The organism is Streptomyces sp. NRRL F-5650 (assembly GCF_000721365.1).
Lineage (GTDB): Bacteria > Actinomycetota > Actinomycetes > Streptomycetales > Streptomycetaceae > Streptomyces > Streptomyces ardesiacus.
Genome location: NZ_JOGV01000039.1, coordinates 20080 through 35584, shown reverse-complemented (window position 1 = coordinate 35584; position 15505 = coordinate 20080). Strand labels below are relative to the sequence as shown.

Below are 15505 nucleotides of genomic sequence, written 5' to 3'. Positions count from 1 at the left end.
GGGCGGGTGACCGGCACGCGGCGGTCGGCCGGCGGGCGCGGCCCGGAGCGGGGTGCCCGGGCGGGCGGCTCGGCGGGGCGGCACAGGTGGGCGGCTCGGCGGGGCGGCACAGGTGGGCGGCTCAGGCGAGGTGGGCGAAGACGACCAGGTTGTCGGTGTAGTCCTTGACCTTGTGGTCGTAGTCGCCCGCGCAGGTGATGAGCCGCACCTCGGGCCGGGCGGCGTCGCCGTAGACCCGGTCACTGGGGAACTGGTCCTTGGCGAAGGTCTCCAGGCTGTCGACCACGAAGGTCGCCGTGCGCCCGTCCGCGCGCTCCACCTGGAACTTGTCGCCCTTGTCGAGCTGGTCGAGGCGGGCGAAGACGGCGGCGGACGTCTTGGTGTCCACGTGCCCGGCGATGATCGAGGTGCCCCGCTCGCCGGGGGAGACGCCCTTGGCGTACCAGCCGACGAGGTTGGTGTCACCGGCGGGCGGCGGCTGGAGCTGCCCCTTGTCGCCGATGGCGAGGTCGGTGAAGGGGGCGTCGACGGAGATCTCCGGGATCAGCAGGCGCACGGGATTCGACCGGGGCAGGACGGATCCGGTCCCGCCGGTCCCGCCGGTCCCGCCGGTCGCGGGCGGGGCGGAGGATGCGGTGGTGCCGGGCTGCGCGGGCAGCGGGGGGCGGGAGGAGTCACCGGACGTGTCGTTGCCGCCGATCAGGCTCACCGCCAGGATCAGCAGGGCCACGCCGCACAGCACCATCAGGCCGGAGCGGGAGCCCTGGCCGGTGGCCGTCTCGTCGTCGGGAAGGGGGGTGGGGGCGGGGGGAGGAACGGACATCGGACGACCTCACTGGGGCGCGGCGGCAGGGCGGACGGATGAGCGCGGGCGAGCCGGGCCGCCCCGTGGTTCCTGGGTGGCGGCCCGGCTGCTATCGCGCCCGGCACGGCTTACGCCACTCCGTGAGCCGACTTCTTGCGTCGGACGGCGTACAGGCCGGTCGCGGCGACGGCCAGGACGGCGAGTCCGCCCGCGGTCGTGGTCGGCGTGGCCAGCGCGCCACCGCCGGTGTGCATGCCACCGCGCGGCTTCTCGTGGTCGCCGCCGCCCCGGGAGCCCTCACCCTCGTCCTGCTGGTAGGTCTGCGAGCCGCCCTCCTTGGACTCACGGCCGCCGCCGTCCCAGCCGCCCTCGTTCACCGCGGCCAGCGCACCGCCACCGGTGTGCATGCCACCGCGCGGCTCGTCGTGCCGGCTTCCGTCCTCGCGCTCGTCGCCCGAGTGCCGGTTCTCGCTGCCGCGCTCGTCGCCCGAGTCCTCGTGGCCCCGGCCGCCCTCGTTCACCGCGGCCAGCGCACCGCCACCGGTGTGCATGCCGCCGCGCGGCTTCTCGTGCCCGCTCTCGTCCTCGCGCTCGTCGCCCGAGTGCCGGTTCTCGCTGCCGCGCTCGTCGCCCGAGCCGTCGTGGCCCCGGCCGCCCTCGTTCACCGCGGCCAGCGCGCCACCACCGGTGTGCATGCCGCCGCGCGGCTCGTCGTGCTTGCTTCCGTTGTCGTGCTCCTTGCTGTAGGAAGAGTCGTCGTGGTCCCAGTTGCCGCCGACCGCCGCGTAGGCGCCGGGTGCGCCGAGGACGAAGACGGCCGAGGCCGCCGCCGTGGTCAGGAGCATGCGAGCAGAACGCATCTGAGGTTCCTTCCGTCACGACCGGGTAGCTGCCGCTTCGTCAGCTGAGAGGGCCCGGCCCCGACGTGAATCACCGTCAGCCCGACGCCCGTCTCGCACCACTGGGGCCGCTCAGCCGGGTGAACACGGCGCCCGTCCGGGTGCCGGGGCCGCTCCTCGCCGAAGGCCTCAACACGTGTCAGTGGCCGCGGAGTTGGTTCGGACCGGACGGGCTGCCGTCAGGTGGCCGGCCCGTCACCCGCGCCGCTCCCGCTCCCCCGGTCCAGTCGGCGGGCGGGAGGTCCTCGTTTCCAGACCGACCTGAGCGGCCGGGGCTGGGGGCGGTGACCTCGTTCCGGCTCCGGGACTCCGGCGAGCGGCGTCCGGGCTCTCCGGCACTGGTGGGCGGCATCCTGGCTCCCCGGGGCCGGCGGGCGGCGTCCCGGTCCGCAGGTGTGTCGGGCCGGTCCTCGCGGGGCGTGGGCCCGGTGGGTGCGGGGGCGGGGGTCAGGCGGAGTGGTCGAGGGCGGGGGTGCGGTGCAGGTCCTCGGCGAGGGCCACCGCGGCTCTCATGCGCTTGCCGACCTGTTCCCTGTGCACCTCGAAGCTCTGGCAGACCGCCATCACTATCTCCAGCCCGTGCCGCCCCACCCGGTCGGGGTCCGGGGTGCCGGGCACGGGCAGCGCCGGCTCGCTGTCCCACACCGTGACCTCCACCCGGTCCCCGGCCAGTTCGAGGTCGACCGTCGAAGGGCCGGGCGCGTACTTGCAGGCGTTCGTCAGCAACTCGCTGACCACCAGTTGCACCACTTCCACCGCTCGGTCGGTCACTCTGGCCCCGTGCGCCGTCCGCGCTCGTGCCAGGAACCCCCGGGCCAGCTCCCTGCCCCGGGCGATGTCGCCGGGAATGCCCTCGTACCGCGCCGATACCTTGACCCGCTCGTCACTCAGCCGGTCCCCCATGCGGGCAGCCCCGTCCATCCGATCCGCCCTCTTCCTGAGCCTCGACCGTGTACGCCAGCCCGTCTACCCCCGAATCCGGCGGCATCACCCGTCCCGGCACGGAACCCGCGTGACAGCGGCGTCAGGCGTCCGTCGGGCGCAGGACCAGACACAGGAAGCCGAAGGAGTCCCGGTAGCCCCGCAGCCATCCCTCGCGGTGGGCGGCGGCCGCCTCCAGGGCCTGCGCACGGTCCGGGTCGCCGGGGTGGTCCAGGGCCCACCCGGCCAGGGTCCCGGTCCACGCCCACTCGTAGTCGTCGAGTTCCCGCCGGGTGCTGATGTGCCCGCCCACGGGCGTCCAGCCGTCCGCGGCGACCCGGTCGAGCGTGGTCGGCAGGTCGTCGAGGTCGCCGAGCATCCCGACCGCCTCGGGCGAGGGATCGCCTTCCCAGAATCCGTCGCCGACCAGCACCCGTCCCCCGGGCGCCAGGTGTTCGCGCGCGGCGGCGAGGGTGGCGGTCAGGCCGCCGAAGGCGTGTGCGGAACCGACGCAGAGGACGAGGTCGAAGCGGTGCGGGGCGGTGAAGCGGGCGGCGTCCCGGTGGTGCAGGGTCAGCCGGTCCCCCACCCCGAGCCGGGCCGCCGCCGCGCGGGCGTGGGCGAGCGCGCCCTCGGAGGTGTCGACACCTTCGGCGGTCAGGCGCGGATGCTCGGCGAGGGCGCGCAGGAGCCATTCGGCGCCGCCGCAGCCCAGGTCGAGGACGCGGGCGTCGTCGCCGGGTATCGCGCGGGCCAGGAGCCGCTGTACGGACGCGTCGTCGAGCGGGGCCGCGATCGGGTGGTCCGCATGGGCGAGTCTGGAGATCTGGTCACGTTCCACCGGGGGAGCCTCGCACGACGGGTCCCGGGGGCGCACCCCGTTTCCGGGTCCGCCGAATCGGCGGCTTCCGGGGCTGGTCGGCGTCCGGCCGGTGGCCGATCCTGGTGAACGTGTCGTCGAGCCGGGTGGCAGCGGGCCGCGCGGCCGGAGCCGGGGGTGGCCACGTGACGCAGGACGGACAGGTCTCCGCGAGGAAGGCGGACCGGGGGCGGACCCGGCCGGGCTGCCCGGTCGGCCGGGCCGCCGACGGGACCTGGCAGGTGCGCGATTTCGCCGCCGCGCGGGCGCTGCTGCGCGCCCCCGGCACCGTGCAGGCCGGTCTGGGCATCGAGACGGTGGAGAAGCTGCCGGCGCGGGTCCGCCGGCCGGTGCTCTACCGGGACGGCCCCGAGCACCGCGAGCACCGCAGGCAGACCGCCCGGTACTTCACACCCCGCAGGGTGGACGAGCACTACCGCGGGCCGATGGTGCGGATCGCGCAGGAGCAGCTCACCGCGCTGCGCTCGGCCGGCGAGGCGCCGCTCTCCGACCTCGCCTTCGGTCTGGCCGTCGGTGTGGTGAGCGAGGTGGTCGGGCTGCGGTACAGCAGGCCCGGCATCCGCCGCAGGCTGGAGCGGTTCTTCCCGGAGGAGTTCGGCGAACCGGGGCTGACCAGTGTCCGGGGCCTGTACTGGCTGGTGCGGCAGAACGTCAACTGGCTGCGCATCCACCTGGCCGACGTGCGCCCGGCGATCCGCGCGCACCGCCGCCGCGAGCACGACGACCTGATCTCCCACCTGCTCGCGGAGGGCTGCTCGGACGTCGAGATCCTGGGCGAGTGCCTGACGTTCGCGGCGGCGGGCATGGTCACCACGCGGGAGTTCGTGTGCCTGGCCGCCTGGCACCTGTTCTCGGACGCCGAACTGCTCGGCCACTACCGGTCTGCGGACGAGGCGGGGCGTCTCGCCGTCCTCCAGGAGCTGCTGCGGCTGGAGCCGGTCGTCGGACGGCTGCGCAGGCGGGCCACCGAGCCCGTGGAGCTGCCCGGCCCCGACGGGGCGGTGACCGTGTGCCCCGGCGAGTACGTCGAGGTGTGCCTGGACGAAGCCAACGCCGACCGGAAGGCCGTGGGCGAGTACCCGCTGCGGGTGCGTCCCGAGCGTGCCCGGACGGTCGGTGCGGGCCTCTCCTTCGGCGACGGGCCGCACCGGTGCCCCGGGGCGCACATCGCGCTGCTGGAGACCGACGTCTTCCTCAGCCGCCTGTTCGCCCTCGACGGCGTCCGGATGGACGGCGAGCCGCGCGTGGCCTTCCAGGAGGCCATCGACGGCTACGAGATCCGGGGGCTGACCGTGGCACTCCCCCGGGCCGGCCGCGGCTGACCGGCCCGGAGACCGGCGTACGGCGCCGGTGACGCGGCGTCAGCCGCCGAGGGCGGCGAGAACGACCTCCTTCGCCTCGTCCTGCACCTGGCGGAGGTGGTCCGCGCCGCGGAACGACTCGCCGTAGATCTTGTAGACGTCCTCGGTGCCGGAGGGGCGGGCCGCGAACCAGGCGTTCTCGGTGGTCACCTTGATGCCGCCGATCGGGGCGCCGTTGCCCGGTGCCTCGGTGAGCACGCCGGTGACCGGCTCCCCGGCGAGGGTGTCGGCGGTGACCTGGGCCGGGGACAGCCTGGCCAGGCGGGCCTTCTCCTCCCGGGTCGCGGGGGCGTCGATGCGGGCGTAGGCGGGTTCGCCGAAGCGGGCGGTGAGGGCGGCGTAGTGCTCGGAGGGCGTTTTGCCGGTGACGGCGGTGATCTCGGAGGCGAGCAGGGCGAGGATGATGCCGTCCTTGTCGGTGGTCCACACGGAGCCGTCCCGGCGCAGGAAGGAGGCCCCGGCGGACTCCTCGCCGCCGAAGCCGAGGGAGCCGTCGACCAGCCCGTCCACGAACCACTTGAAGCCCACGGGGACTTCGACCAGTCGCCGGCCCAGGTCGGCGGCGACGCGGTCGATCATGCCGGAGGACACCAGCGTCTTGCCGACGCCCGCGCCGGCCGGCCAGTCGGTGCGGTGGGCGTAGAGGTGGGCGATGGCGGTGGCGAGGTAGTGGTTCGGGTTCATCAGGCCGCCGTCGGGGGTGACGATGCCGTGGCGGTCGGCGTCGGCGTCGTTGCCCGTGGCGATGGTGAAGCGGTCGCGCTGCTCGATCAGCGAGGCCATCGCGTGCGGCGACGAGCAGTCCATGCGGATCTTGCCGTCCCAGTCCAGCGTCATGAACCGCCAGGTCGGGTCGGCGAGCGGATTGACCACCGTCAGGTCGAGGCGGTGCTGTTCGGCGATCCGGCCCCAGTACGCGACGGAGGCCCCGCCGAGCGGGTCGGCGCCGATGCGCACGCCGGCCGAGCGGACGGCGTCGAGGTCGAGGACGCTCGGCAGGTCGCGGACGTAGGCGTCGAGGAAGTCGTACCGGCCGGTGCCCGGCGCGGCGAGTGCCCGCGCGTGGGGCAGGCGGCGTACGTCCTTCAGTCCCGCCGTGATGATCTCGTTGGCCCGGTCCTGGATCCAGGAGGTGGCGTCCGAGCCCGCGGGGCCGCCGTGCGGCGGGTTGTACTTGAATCCGCCGTCGGCGGGCGGGTTGTGCGAGGGGGTGACGACCACGCCGTCGGCGAGGCCCGAGGTGCGGCCCCGGTTGTGGGTGAGGATGGCGTGGGAGACCGCCGGGGTGGGGGTGTAGCCGTCCGCGCTGTCGATGAGGACGCTCACGTCGTTGGCGGCGAACACCTCCAGTGCGGTGACCCTCGCGGGCTCGGACAGGGCGTGCGTGTCGGCGCCCAGGAAGAGCGGGCCGTCGGTGCCCTGTGCCGCGCGGTACTCGCAGATGGCCTGGCTGGTGGCGGCGATGTGGTCCTCGTTGAACGCCGCCGCGAGGGACGAGCCCCGGTGTCCGGAGGTGCCGAAGGCCACGCGCTGGGCGGGCTCGGCCGGGTCCGGGTGCAGGGCGTAGTACGCCGTCACCAGCCGGGCGACGTCGATCAGGTCCTCGGGGCCGGCCGGCTGTCCGGCTCGGTCGTGCTGCATGCGCCCACTCCTCCGGGTAGGTCGGGACTTCGCTCGCGGGTCCCATCTTCCCCCGTCCGGGCGGTGGCGGCGGCACGGGCGCGGTGCGTTCCGGCCGGTGTCAGATGCGGCCGCCGGTGAGACGGGTGAGGGGCCCGTGCGTGTGCCGTCCGGCGCGGCGGCCGACGGCGTACGAGGCGGCGCTCACGGCGGTGAGGCCGGCGCCGACGCCGGCGGCGACGAGTTTGCGGTGTGCGAGGGCGGTCCACGCGGTCTTCGCCGTGGCGGCGGCCCGGCCGGAGGCGGTGGTGACGGCCTGGCGGCCGGCCGCGACGCCCTTGGCCGCCGACTGCACGGCGCCGTTGGCGGCGTCGGCCGAACGCCGGGCACCGGCCTTGGCGGCCGACGCGGCGTCATCCGCCTTGCCCGCGGCGGCCTGCCGGGCGCCCGCGGCGGGTGCGGTGGCCTTCTTCGCGGCGCCGCGCGCCGTGGCATCGGCGGTCCGCGTACCGGCGGTCTTGTTGCTCGTGTCCTTGCTCATGTCCTTGCTCGTGTCCTTGTTCGGATCGCTCATGGACACCGCCTTGCCCGGCGCCGCGCCCGCAAACGCGCCCGTCCCGCACGGGTGCCCAACTCCCGCCGCGGGGAAGGCCGGTGGCGCTCAGCTCGCCGTCGCGGTCGGGGGAAGCTGGGCCGCACTCACCTGCTCGCCCAGCACCTCGGCCATGAACTGCACCAGCCAGCGCTGCGCCGGGCTGCGCGAGGACTCGTGCCGTGCGTACAGGGCGATCTCGATGGGCTCCGTCTCGAACGGCAGCCGCACCAGGCGCACCCGGTGGGAGACGGTGAAGACCTCGCCGACGTACTCGGGGACGATGGCCACCAGGTCGGTCTGTTCCAGCAGGTAGGGCAGCATCGAGAAGCGGGTGGCGTCCACCGCGACCTGCTCCAGCAGCCCGTGGGCGCCCAGCAGGGCCCGGGGCGTGACGTGGCCGCTCGGGCCGAACACCGTGGCGTGGCGCTCCGCCGCGAGGTCGGCCGCAGTGACCGCGTCGCCCCGCACGCGCGGATGGTCCGCGGCGACCATCAGGACGTAGCGCTCGCGGAAGAGCGGGATGCGCACGGTCAGGTGCGAGGTGATCACGGGGGTGGCCACGAAGGCGTCGAGGTCGCCGCGGCGCAACTGGCCCTCGGCGTCGTCCACGTCGAAGGGGCGGACGGTGAACGACACGCCGGGCGCCCGCTCGCGCGTCGCCGCCACGAGCCGGGGCAGGAGTGTCGCCTCGCCGAGGTCGGACAGGGCGATGGTGAAGCGGCCCGACATGCTCCCGGCGTCGAACACGTCGCCCTGGCGGACCGTCCCGTCGATCTCCGCCAGCGCGCGCTGCAGGGGCAGGTACAGCCGCCGGGCGCCGGCGGTGGGGGTCAGTCCGCGTCCGTTGCGGCGGAACAGCTCGTCGTCGAAGTGCCGCCGCAGCTTGCCCAGGCTGTAGCTGACCGTGGGCTGCGTGACGTGGAGCGTCTCCGCGGTGGCCGTGACGCTGCCGGTCTCGTAGAGCAGTACGAAGACGCGGGCCAGGTTGAGATCGAAGGTGCCCATATCGATTGACTCTATATCGGGGTGGCGAAACATTTATTGGTGCCCATGTCGCGGGGTGCCTAGCGTGTGCCGCGTCACTGCGAAAGGAACGTCCGTGCCATCCGTGCGTCGTGTCTCCCACGATTTCCTGGAGCGCCAGGGGCTCACCACCGTCTTCGGCAACCCGGGCTCCAACGAGCTGCCCTTCCTCGCCGAACTGCCCGACGGCTTCCGCTACGTCCTCGGTCTGCACGAGGGCGCCGTCGTCGGCATGGCCGACGGATACGCGCAGGCCACCGGCCGCCCGGTGCTGGTCAACCTGCACGCCGCCTCCGGTTCCGGCAACGCGATGGGCGCCCTGACCAATGCCGTCGCCTCCCGTACGCCGCTGGTCGTGGTCGCCGGACAGCAGGTGCGGCCCGCCATCGGCCCCGAGGCCAACCTGGCCAGCGTCGACGCCCCCGCCCTGATGAAGCCGCTGGTCGGCTGGGCGGCGGAGCCCGCGTGCGCCGGGGACGTGCCGCGCGCGCTCGCCCAGGCCGTCTTCGAGGCGCGGCTCCAGCGCCGGCCGACATACCTGTCGGTGCCGTACGACGACTGGTCGGCCGAGGTCGACGGCAACGCCCTGGCCGTGCTCGACCGGCGGGTGCTGCGGGCCTCGGTGCCCGGGGGCGAGCAGAGCCGGTGGCTCGTCGAGCGGGTCGCCTCGGCCGAGCGGCCCGCGCTGGTGCTGGGCGGCGACATCGACTCGGCCGGCCGCTTCGACGACGCCGTGCGGCTGGCCGAGCGGCTGGGCGGGCCGGTGTGGGCGGCGCCCTCCCAGTTCCGGCTGCCGTTCCCCAACCGGCACCCGCAGTTCCGGGGCGTGCTGCGCCCGCCGGGATCGCGCCGGTCTCCGAGGCGTTCGAGGGGCACGACCTGGTGCTCGTGCTGGGCGCGCCGGTCTTCCGCTACCACGAGCACCTGCCCGGCCGGTACCTGCCCGAGGGCACCCGCCTGATCCAGGTGACCGAGGACGCCTCCGCCGCCGCGCGGGCGCCCATGGGCGAGGCGCTGGTCGCGGACCCGGGTGCCGTCTTCGACGTCCTCCTGGAATCGCTCGGTGCGGCCGGTACGCCCGCGGGTCCCTACCGTCCCGCGCCCGAGCCGCCGACCGCCGAGGGGCCGGGCCTGCACCCCGAGCAGGTCTTCGCCGCGCTGCGCGACGAGATGCCCGGGGACACCGCGTACGTCGTCGAGTCGACCTCGACCAACGCCGCGTGGTGGCGCCAGATGGACCTGCGCCGCCAGGGTTCCTACTACTTCCCGGCGGCCGGCGGGCTCGGTTTCGGCCTGCCCGGCGCGGTCGGCGTCGCGATGGCGCAGCCCGACCGCCCGGTGGCCGGCGTGATCGGGGACGGCTCGGCCAACTACGGCATCACCGCCCTGTGGACGGCCGCGCAGCACCGGGTCCCGCTGACCGTCGTCCTGCTGCGCAACGGCACGTACGGGGCGCTGCGCTGGTTCGGCGGACTGCTCGGCGTGCCGGACGCGCCCGGCCTGGACATCCCGGGCCTGGACTTCACCCGCATCGCGGAGGGCTACGGCGTCCGTGCCCAGCACGTCGGCGGAGTGGCGGAGCTGCGCGCCGCGCTCGCCGAGCGGCCGGAGGGGCCCCGGCTGATCCAGGTGGACACGACGCTGACCACGCCCTCCTGAGCCCGCTCGCGTCCGGGCGGCAAGCGCGGCACACCACCCGACCGACGACACCGACCGACCACACCGACCGAAGATCCCGACCGAAGATCCCGACGAGAGGGAAGAAGACGATGACACTCCTGGACAGCGCCGTCTGGGGCGGGAAGTTCCACAGCGACGGCTGGCAGGACTCCCCCGCCGGGCAGCCCGTGACCGAGCCCGCCACCGGTGACCGGCTCGGCACGGTGGGCCTGGCCACGCCCGGGGACGTGAACCGCGCCGCGGCCCGGGCCGCCGAGGCCCAGCGCGCGTGGGCGGCGACCTCGCCGCAGCAGCGGGCCGCCGTGCTGCGGCGCGCGGGTGAGCTGTTCACCGAGCACGCCGCCGAGATCGAGGACTGGCTGGTGCGCGAGGCCGGCTCGGTACGGTCCAAGGCGGGCTTCGAGGCGGGGCTGGCGATCGGCGAGTGCTTCGAGTGCGCCGGGCTGCCGAGCCATCCCCACGGCGAGGTGCTCACCTCGCAGGAGGCCCGCTGGTCGCTCGCCCGGCGCCGTCCCGCCGGTGTCGTCAGCGTCATCGCGCCCTTCAACTTCCCGCTCATCCTCGCCCTGCGGTCCGTGGCCCCCGCGCTGGCGCTCGGCAACGCGGTGCTGCTCAAGCCGGACCCGCGCACCGCGGTGAGCGGCGGCGTGGTGATCGCCCGCGTCTTCGAGGAGGCGGGGCTCCCCGCCGGTGTCCTGCACCTGCTGCCGGGCGACGGGTCGGTGGGCCGGGCGGTCGTGGAGGCGCCCGAGGTGCGGGTGATCTCGTTCACCGGTTCCACGCCGGTCGGGCGGGCCATCGGCGAGCAGGCCGGGCGGCTGCTGAAGCGGGCGCACCTGGAACTGGGCGGCAACAACGCGCTGGTGGTGCTGCCGGGCGCGGACGTGGCGAAGGCGGCCTCGGCGGGCGCGTTCGGCTCGTATCTGCACCAGGGGCAGATCTGCATGACGACGGGCCGGCACATTGTGCACGAGTCGCTGGTGGAGGAGTACACGGCCGCGCTCGCCGCGAAGGCCGAGGCCCTGCCGGTCGGCGACCCGGCCCGCGAGGACGTGGCGCTGGGCCCGATCATCGACCGCCGGCAGCTTGAGCGGGTGCACGGCATCGTCACCGACAGTGTCGCGGCGGGCGCCAAGGTCGCCGCGGGCGGCGAGATCGACGGCGCCTGCTACCGGGCCACCGTGCTGACCGGTGTCACGCCGGACATGCCGGCCTGGCGCGAGGAGGTCTTCGGCCCGGTCGCGCCCGTCCTCTCCTTCTCCACGACGGAGGAGGCGGCGCGGATCGTCAACGACTGCGAGTACGGGCTGTCGGTCGGCATCCTCGGCGACGTCGGCACGGCGATGAAGCTCGCCGACCGGATCGACTCCGGCAAGGTGCACATCAACGAGCAGACGGTCAGCGACGAGCCCAACGCCCCCTTCGGCGGGGTCAAGGCGTCCGGCACCGGCTCCCGGTTCGGTGGTGCCGCGGCCAACATCGAGGCGTTCACCGAGACCCAGTGGCTCACGGTCCGCCCGGACATCGCCGACTACCCGTTCTGATCCCTCCGGTCACCCGTACCGGTCCCACCCGGCCGCCCCGGCCGGTCGTCCGGCTCCGCTCACTCACACCGTCCCCCGGGGGGAGAGTCATCATGGCTTCCACCACCACGTCCGGCGCGCCCGCGCAGACGGGCCGCGCCGTCGGCGGCACCTGGACGGTGATCCTGTGCTGGATCACCGTCCTGCTGGAGGGCTACGACCTCGTCGTCCTCGGCGCCATCATCCCCACCCTGCTCAAGACCCATCACCTCGGCATGACCGCGGGCGACGCGACCACCATCGCGACGCTCTCGCTCGTGGGCGTGGCCGTCGGCGCGGTCTGCGTCGGCCCGCTGGCCGACCGGCTGGGCCGGCGGCGCCTGCTCATCGGCTCGGTCGTGCTCTTCTCGGTCCTGACCATCGTGGTGCCGCTGGCGAACTCCGTCGCGATGTTCGCCGCGCTGCGCCTCCTGGCCGGCCTGGGCCTGGGCGCCTGCATGCCGGTCTCGCTGACGATGATGGCCGAGCACATGCCCGCCAGCCGCCGGGCGCGGGCCAGCACCCTGACGATGACCGGCTACCACACCGGTGCGGTGATCACCTCGCTGCTGGCCCTGCAGGTCACCGACGACTGGGAGATCCTCTTCTACCTGCTCGGCGTCGTCGGCCTCGTGATCGCCGCGATCCAGTGGTTCAAGCTGCCGGAGTCCGAGGTCTTCGTGCGGGCCCGGCAGGACGGGGCGCAGCGGGTGCCGTTCACCGAGCTGCTCAAGCCGGCGTACCTGCGCGCGGGCATCGGCATCTGGGTCGCCTCGTTCATGGGCCTGCTGCTGGTCTACGGCCTCAACACCTGGCTGCCGAAGCTGATGAACGACGCCGGCTACCCCGTGCCGACGGCCGTGACCCAGCTCCTGGTGCTCAACATCGGCGGTGTCGTCGGCCTGGTCCTGGGCGGGTACGTCGCCGACCGGCGGGGCATCAAGGGGACCACGATGGTCTGGTTCGCGGTCTCGGTGCTCATGCTGGGGTGTCTGAGCATCAAGATGCGGAGCGATCTGCTGCTCAACGTGGTCGTCTTCTTCACCGGTGTGTTCGTCTTCTCGGCGATGGTGCTCGTCTACGCCTACGTGACGCACTTCTACCCGGCGTCCGTGCGCGGCACCGCGCTCGGCTCGGCGTCCGGGATCGGCCGGATCGGCTCGATCGTCGGCCCGTCGATCACCGGCGCGCTGGTCGCCTCGGGGGTCGGTCACCCGTGGGGCTTCTACTTCTTCGCGGCGGTCGCGGTCCTCGGTTTCCTGGCCGTACTGACGCTGCCGCGCGGCGGCGGGAACGATCCGGCCGAAGCGGCGGCGCCCGCCGCACCGGCCGGGTGACGGCATGACGGCATGAAGAACGGGAGCAGTGGGCCGCGCGGCCCGCTGCTCCCGTCGCCGTCCTGGGGTGGGGGGGATCAGTTCTTGTCGACGTCCTGGCTCAGGACCTTGCCGTTGGCCGCGTCCACGACGACGGTGGTCTTGTCCCAGTTGTCCTTGTTGACCACGTCGACGTCCCACACGACCTGCTGACTGTCGTTCTCGTCGAGTTCGACCTTGGTGACCGTGCCCTTGGTCTTGTCGGTGGCCGCCTTCACCGCCTGCTGCGGCGTCTGCTTGGCCTTGCCCAGCCAGTCGGTGACCTGCGTCTTGTCGTCGGGGTCCTGGTCCGGGTCGACCATGGTGCGGAAGACCTTGCCGTTCACCGCGTCGATGTCGATGCGGTGCAGGGTGCCGTCGGACTGGGCGACCTTGGCCTCCCACTCCGGGGTGCCCGCGCTGGGGGCCGGGTTCGGCATGCTGGGGCTCGCCGAACCCGTCGGTGAGCCACTGGGCGAGGCGGTGGCGTCGGCGTCCGTGCGCTTGAGCTCGAGTTCCACGAGCTTGCCGCCGGGGACCTCCTTGACGGCGGTGTCGGCCGCCTTGTCCCAGGCGACCTTCGTCGCGGAGACGAGGTCCTTGCGCTTGGTCTTGTCCTCGCTCATCGAGGCCGACGCGGAGCCGGAGGGGGACTTGGACATCGATTCGGTGGCGGACGGGGACCCGGTCGGGGCCGCCTCCGCGACGCTGGAACGGTTGGTATCGGCGTTCGTGCAGGCCGTCAGCAGCAGCGCGGAGGTGCCCAGCGCGCCGATCACGGCAAGCGAACGCAACGGGGGGAGTCGTCGTGCAGAGCTCATGATGCTGTCCGTAACCGCTCCGTCACGGAGGCACACCGATCCAATACGACAATCACCCTGTTGGTGGAGGATTCGGGCGAGTCGGCACCGACCTCAGCGGGCCCGCACGAACTCCACCCGGCCGCCTCCCGTGACGGCCGCCGGACACCGGGGCAGCGTCCGGATCCCGCCGCCCTCCAGCCACTCCCGGTAGGCGGTGGACTGGCGGGCGACCTCCCAGTACGCGTCCTCCAGCGCCGGAAAGACGGCGTCCAGCTCGGCGCGGGTGCGGGCCGCCAGCAGCAGCCGTACGCCGAGGGGGTCGCCGGACAGGCGCCGTACCACCATGTCGGGGCGGGACTGGGAGCTGGGCTGGCAGACGGTGACGACCTCGCCGGTGGCGACGAGGGAGGCGGCGGTGTGGTAGTCGCCGTGCAGCACCCGGGGGTTGAGGCCGACGGCGCGCAGCATGCGGTGCACGCCGTCCCATTCGCCGTCGACGGTGGGGTCGACCATCCACCGGTCCTCGGCGAGGTCGGCGAGCCGCACGACGGGCCGGGCGGCCGCGGGGTGGTCGGCGGGCAGCATGACGAACTGCGGTTCGCGCTCGACGAGGACCCGCACCCGCAGGCCCTCGGGGATGTGCAGGGCACTGCCCTCCACCTCGTGCACGAAGGCGACGTCGAGCTGACCCTCGGTGACGCGGCGCAGCAGCGCGTTGGCGGAGACGTCCATCTGCAGGGTGGGCTCCAGGCCCGGCCGTCTGAGCCGGCGCAGCCAGCCGGCCAGGGCGCGGCTGGCGGTGGAGCCGATCCGCAGTCTGCTGTCGCCGCCGGCCGCCGCGGCGCGGGCCTCGCGGACCAGGGTGCTCATGTCGGCCAGCAGCGGACGGGCGCGGCCGAGCACGGTGCGGCCGAGCGGGGTGGGGCGGCAGCCGGTGCGCTCCCGCACGAACAGCGGGCCGCCCAGGGCCTGTTCGATGCGCGCCAACTGGGTGCTCAACGTGGGCTGCGCGACGCCCAGTCGGCGTGCCGCCCGGTGCAGGCTGCCGGCGTCGGCGATGGCGCACAGCGCACGTAGGTGCCTCACCTCGAGCTCCATGCAGGGAGCGTAAGGCGGAACAGTTGGTTGCGCCAGGTGAACAAAAGGCGGCGGATCAGGGCGAGTTCTGCACTCTGGTCAAAGCCGTGACGGGTGGCCGGACGGTGGTGATAGCCCGGCCCTATCGCCTGTTGCCATCATCACAGCCCGCTCGTGGGCGCCCCACACTCACCGGTGACGACTTCTCCCCACTCCCCCACTCAAGGAGTCATCGATGCGTATCAGCCTGCCCCTGCTGTCCACCGCGGTGGGTCTCGGCCTGACGGCCGCCGTGCTCACGGCTCCGGCCGCGACGGCTGCCGCTCCCCAGGAGCCGGTCCGCGGCGCGCAGCTCGGCTACGAGCCCTCGGCCGGCTCCGGCGAGGACGCCGCCGCCAACCGGGCGTTCTTCGAGGCGGTCATCAAGTCCGTCGCCGAGAAGCGCGCCGCCAACCCCACGTCGGCGGCGGCCGTCACCGTCTACTACAGCGCCACCAACGCCCCCAGCTTCCGCTCCCAGATAGCCAGTTCGGCGCAGATCTGGAACAGCTCGGTGTCCAACGTGCGGCTCGCGGAGTCGAGTTCGGGCGCGGACTTCGCGTACTACGAGGGCAACGACCCGCGCGGCTCGTACGCCTCGACGAACGGGCACGGCAGTGGCTACATCTTCCTCGACTACCAGCAGAACCAGCAGTACAACTCGACTCGTGTGACCGCCCACGAGACCGGCCACGTGCTCGGTCTGCCCGACCACTACTCCGGGCCGTGCAGCGAACTCATGTCGGGCGGCGGCCCCGGCCCGTCCTGCACCAACCCCTACCCGAACTCCGCCGAGCGCAGCCGGGTGAACCAGCTCTGGGCCAACGGCTTCAAGGCCGCCCTGGACAAGGCGCTGGAGAAGGCCTCCCAGCGCTGACGTCGCGG

At 73.7% G+C, this 15505-nt stretch carries 15 protein-coding genes; 6 read left to right on the top strand and 9 right to left on the bottom strand.

Annotated elements, in window-relative coordinates:
• Positions 1-121 precede the first annotated feature (121 nt).
• The 4 genes from IG88_RS0128500 to IG88_RS0128485 form a co-directional block, all read right to left on the bottom strand.
• Positions 122-823 (bottom strand): class F sortase, encoded by a 702-nt coding sequence (locus IG88_RS0128500; RefSeq protein WP_031047243.1) that lies wholly within the window; start codon positions 821-823, stop codon positions 122-124.
• 110 nt (positions 824-933) lie between these two features.
• Positions 934-1665, bottom strand: coding sequence for a hypothetical protein (locus tag IG88_RS0128495; protein WP_031047239.1), 732 nt, complete (start codon positions 1663-1665; stop codon positions 934-936).
• Positions 1666-2151: 486 nt separating this feature from the next.
• Positions 2152-2625 (bottom strand): ATP-binding protein, encoded by a 474-nt coding sequence (locus IG88_RS0128490; protein WP_037836897.1) that lies wholly within the window; start codon positions 2623-2625, stop codon positions 2152-2154.
• 103 nt (positions 2626-2728) lie between these two features.
• Positions 2729-3466 carry an SAM-dependent methyltransferase gene (locus tag IG88_RS0128485; protein WP_031047232.1) on the bottom strand — a complete coding sequence of 246 codons (738 nt, stop codon included), beginning with the start codon at positions 3464-3466 and terminating at the stop codon, positions 2729-2731.
• Between the two features lie 164 nt (positions 3467-3630).
• Here IG88_RS0128485 and IG88_RS0128480 point away from each other — a divergent pair, with 164 nt between their 5' ends.
• Positions 3631-4827 (top strand): cytochrome P450, encoded by a 1197-nt coding sequence (locus tag IG88_RS0128480; RefSeq protein WP_031047228.1) that lies wholly within the window; start codon positions 3631-3633, stop codon positions 4825-4827.
• 39 nt (positions 4828-4866) lie between these two features.
• On the opposite strand, the gene pgm is transcribed toward IG88_RS0128480, so the two are convergent.
• The 3 genes from pgm to IG88_RS0128465 form a co-directional block, all read right to left on the bottom strand.
• On the bottom strand, positions 4867-6507 hold the full coding sequence (gene pgm, locus IG88_RS0128475; RefSeq protein WP_031047225.1) for a phosphoglucomutase (alpha-D-glucose-1,6-bisphosphate-dependent): 1641 nt from the start codon (positions 6505-6507) through the stop codon (positions 4867-4869).
• A gap of 100 nt (positions 6508-6607) precedes the next feature.
• Positions 6608-7060 carry a hypothetical protein gene (locus IG88_RS0128470; protein ID WP_051852106.1) on the bottom strand — a complete coding sequence of 151 codons (453 nt, stop codon included), beginning with the start codon at positions 7058-7060 and terminating at the stop codon, positions 6608-6610.
• Positions 7061-7147: 87 nt separating this feature from the next.
• Positions 7148-8086, bottom strand: coding sequence for a LysR family transcriptional regulator (locus IG88_RS0128465; protein WP_031047219.1), 939 nt, complete (start codon positions 8084-8086; stop codon positions 7148-7150).
• Positions 8087-8180: 94 nt separating this feature from the next.
• Between IG88_RS0128465 and IG88_RS44540 the strand changes: the two genes are divergently transcribed.
• The 4 genes from IG88_RS44540 (at position 8181) to IG88_RS0128450 (ending at position 12683) form a co-directional block, all read left to right on the top strand.
• Positions 8181-9065 (top strand): thiamine pyrophosphate-binding protein, encoded by an 885-nt coding sequence (locus tag IG88_RS44540; RefSeq protein WP_234332341.1) that lies wholly within the window; start codon positions 8181-8183, stop codon positions 9063-9065.
• Positions 8987-9763: a thiamine pyrophosphate-dependent enzyme gene (locus tag IG88_RS44535; RefSeq protein WP_234332339.1), complete on the top strand. Its 777-nt coding sequence runs from the start codon at positions 8987-8989 to the stop codon at positions 9761-9763. Before IG88_RS44540 ends, IG88_RS44535 begins: the two co-directional genes overlap by 79 nt.
• Before the next feature lie 110 nt (positions 9764-9873).
• Positions 9874-11328 carry a benzaldehyde dehydrogenase gene (locus IG88_RS0128455; RefSeq protein ID WP_031047218.1) on the top strand — a complete coding sequence of 485 codons (1455 nt, stop codon included), beginning with the start codon at positions 9874-9876 and terminating at the stop codon, positions 11326-11328.
• Positions 11329-11420: 92 nt separating this feature from the next.
• Complete coding sequence (locus tag IG88_RS0128450) at positions 11421-12683, top strand: MFS transporter (RefSeq protein WP_031047211.1); 1263 nt, start codon at positions 11421-11423, stop codon at positions 12681-12683.
• Positions 12684-12760: 77 nt separating this feature from the next.
• Here IG88_RS0128450 and IG88_RS0128445 read toward each other — a convergent pair whose 3' ends face one another.
• The gene (locus tag IG88_RS0128445; protein ID WP_031047209.1) at positions 12761-13522 is read right to left on the bottom strand and encodes a PepSY domain-containing protein; all 762 of its coding nucleotides are present in this window, start codon (positions 13520-13522) and stop codon (positions 12761-12763) included.
• Positions 13523-13615: 93 nt separating this feature from the next.
• Positions 13616-14602, bottom strand: a complete 987-nt coding sequence (locus IG88_RS0128440) for a LysR family transcriptional regulator (protein ID WP_031047207.1) — start codon at positions 14600-14602, stop codon at positions 13616-13618.
• A 214-nt stretch (positions 14603-14816) separates the two neighbouring features.
• Between IG88_RS0128440 and snpA the strand changes: the two genes are divergently transcribed.
• Positions 14817-15497, top strand: a complete 681-nt coding sequence (gene snpA, locus IG88_RS0128435; RefSeq protein WP_031047204.1) for a snapalysin — start codon at positions 14817-14819, stop codon at positions 15495-15497.
• The last annotated feature ends 8 nt before the right edge of the window (positions 15498-15505 follow it).

What these genes read in the sequence shown, in the direction of transcription:
- IG88_RS0128500 (WP_031047243.1), bottom strand. Translation starts at nt 823, where the DNA reads ATGTCCGTTCCTCCCCCCGCCCCCACCCCCCTTCCCGACGACGAGACG.
- IG88_RS0128495 (WP_031047239.1), bottom strand. Translation starts at nt 1,665, where the DNA reads ATGCGTTCTGCTCGCATGCTCCTGACCACGGCGGCGGCCTCGGCCGTC.
- IG88_RS0128490 (WP_037836897.1), bottom strand. Translation starts at nt 2,625, where the DNA reads ATGGACGGGGCTGCCCGCATGGGGGACCGGCTGAGTGACGAGCGGGTC.
- pgm (WP_031047225.1), bottom strand. Translation starts at nt 6,507, where the DNA reads ATGCAGCACGACCGAGCCGGACAGCCGGCCGGCCCCGAGGACCTGATC.
- IG88_RS0128470 (WP_051852106.1), bottom strand. Translation starts at nt 7,060, where the DNA reads ATGAGCGATCCGAACAAGGACACGAGCAAGGACATGAGCAAGGACACG.
- IG88_RS0128465 (WP_031047219.1), bottom strand. Translation starts at nt 8,086, where the DNA reads ATGGGCACCTTCGATCTCAACCTGGCCCGCGTCTTCGTACTGCTCTAC.
- IG88_RS0128455 (WP_031047218.1), top strand. Translation starts at nt 9,874, where the DNA reads ATGACACTCCTGGACAGCGCCGTCTGGGGCGGGAAGTTCCACAGCGAC.
- IG88_RS0128450 (WP_031047211.1), top strand. Translation starts at nt 11,421, where the DNA reads ATGGCTTCCACCACCACGTCCGGCGCGCCCGCGCAGACGGGCCGCGCC.
- IG88_RS0128445 (WP_031047209.1), bottom strand. Translation starts at nt 13,522, where the DNA reads ATGAGCTCTGCACGACGACTCCCCCCGTTGCGTTCGCTTGCCGTGATC.
- IG88_RS0128440 (WP_031047207.1), bottom strand. Translation starts at nt 14,602, where the DNA reads ATGGAGCTCGAGGTGAGGCACCTACGTGCGCTGTGCGCCATCGCCGAC.
- snpA (WP_031047204.1), top strand. Translation starts at nt 14,817, where the DNA reads ATGCGTATCAGCCTGCCCCTGCTGTCCACCGCGGTGGGTCTCGGCCTG.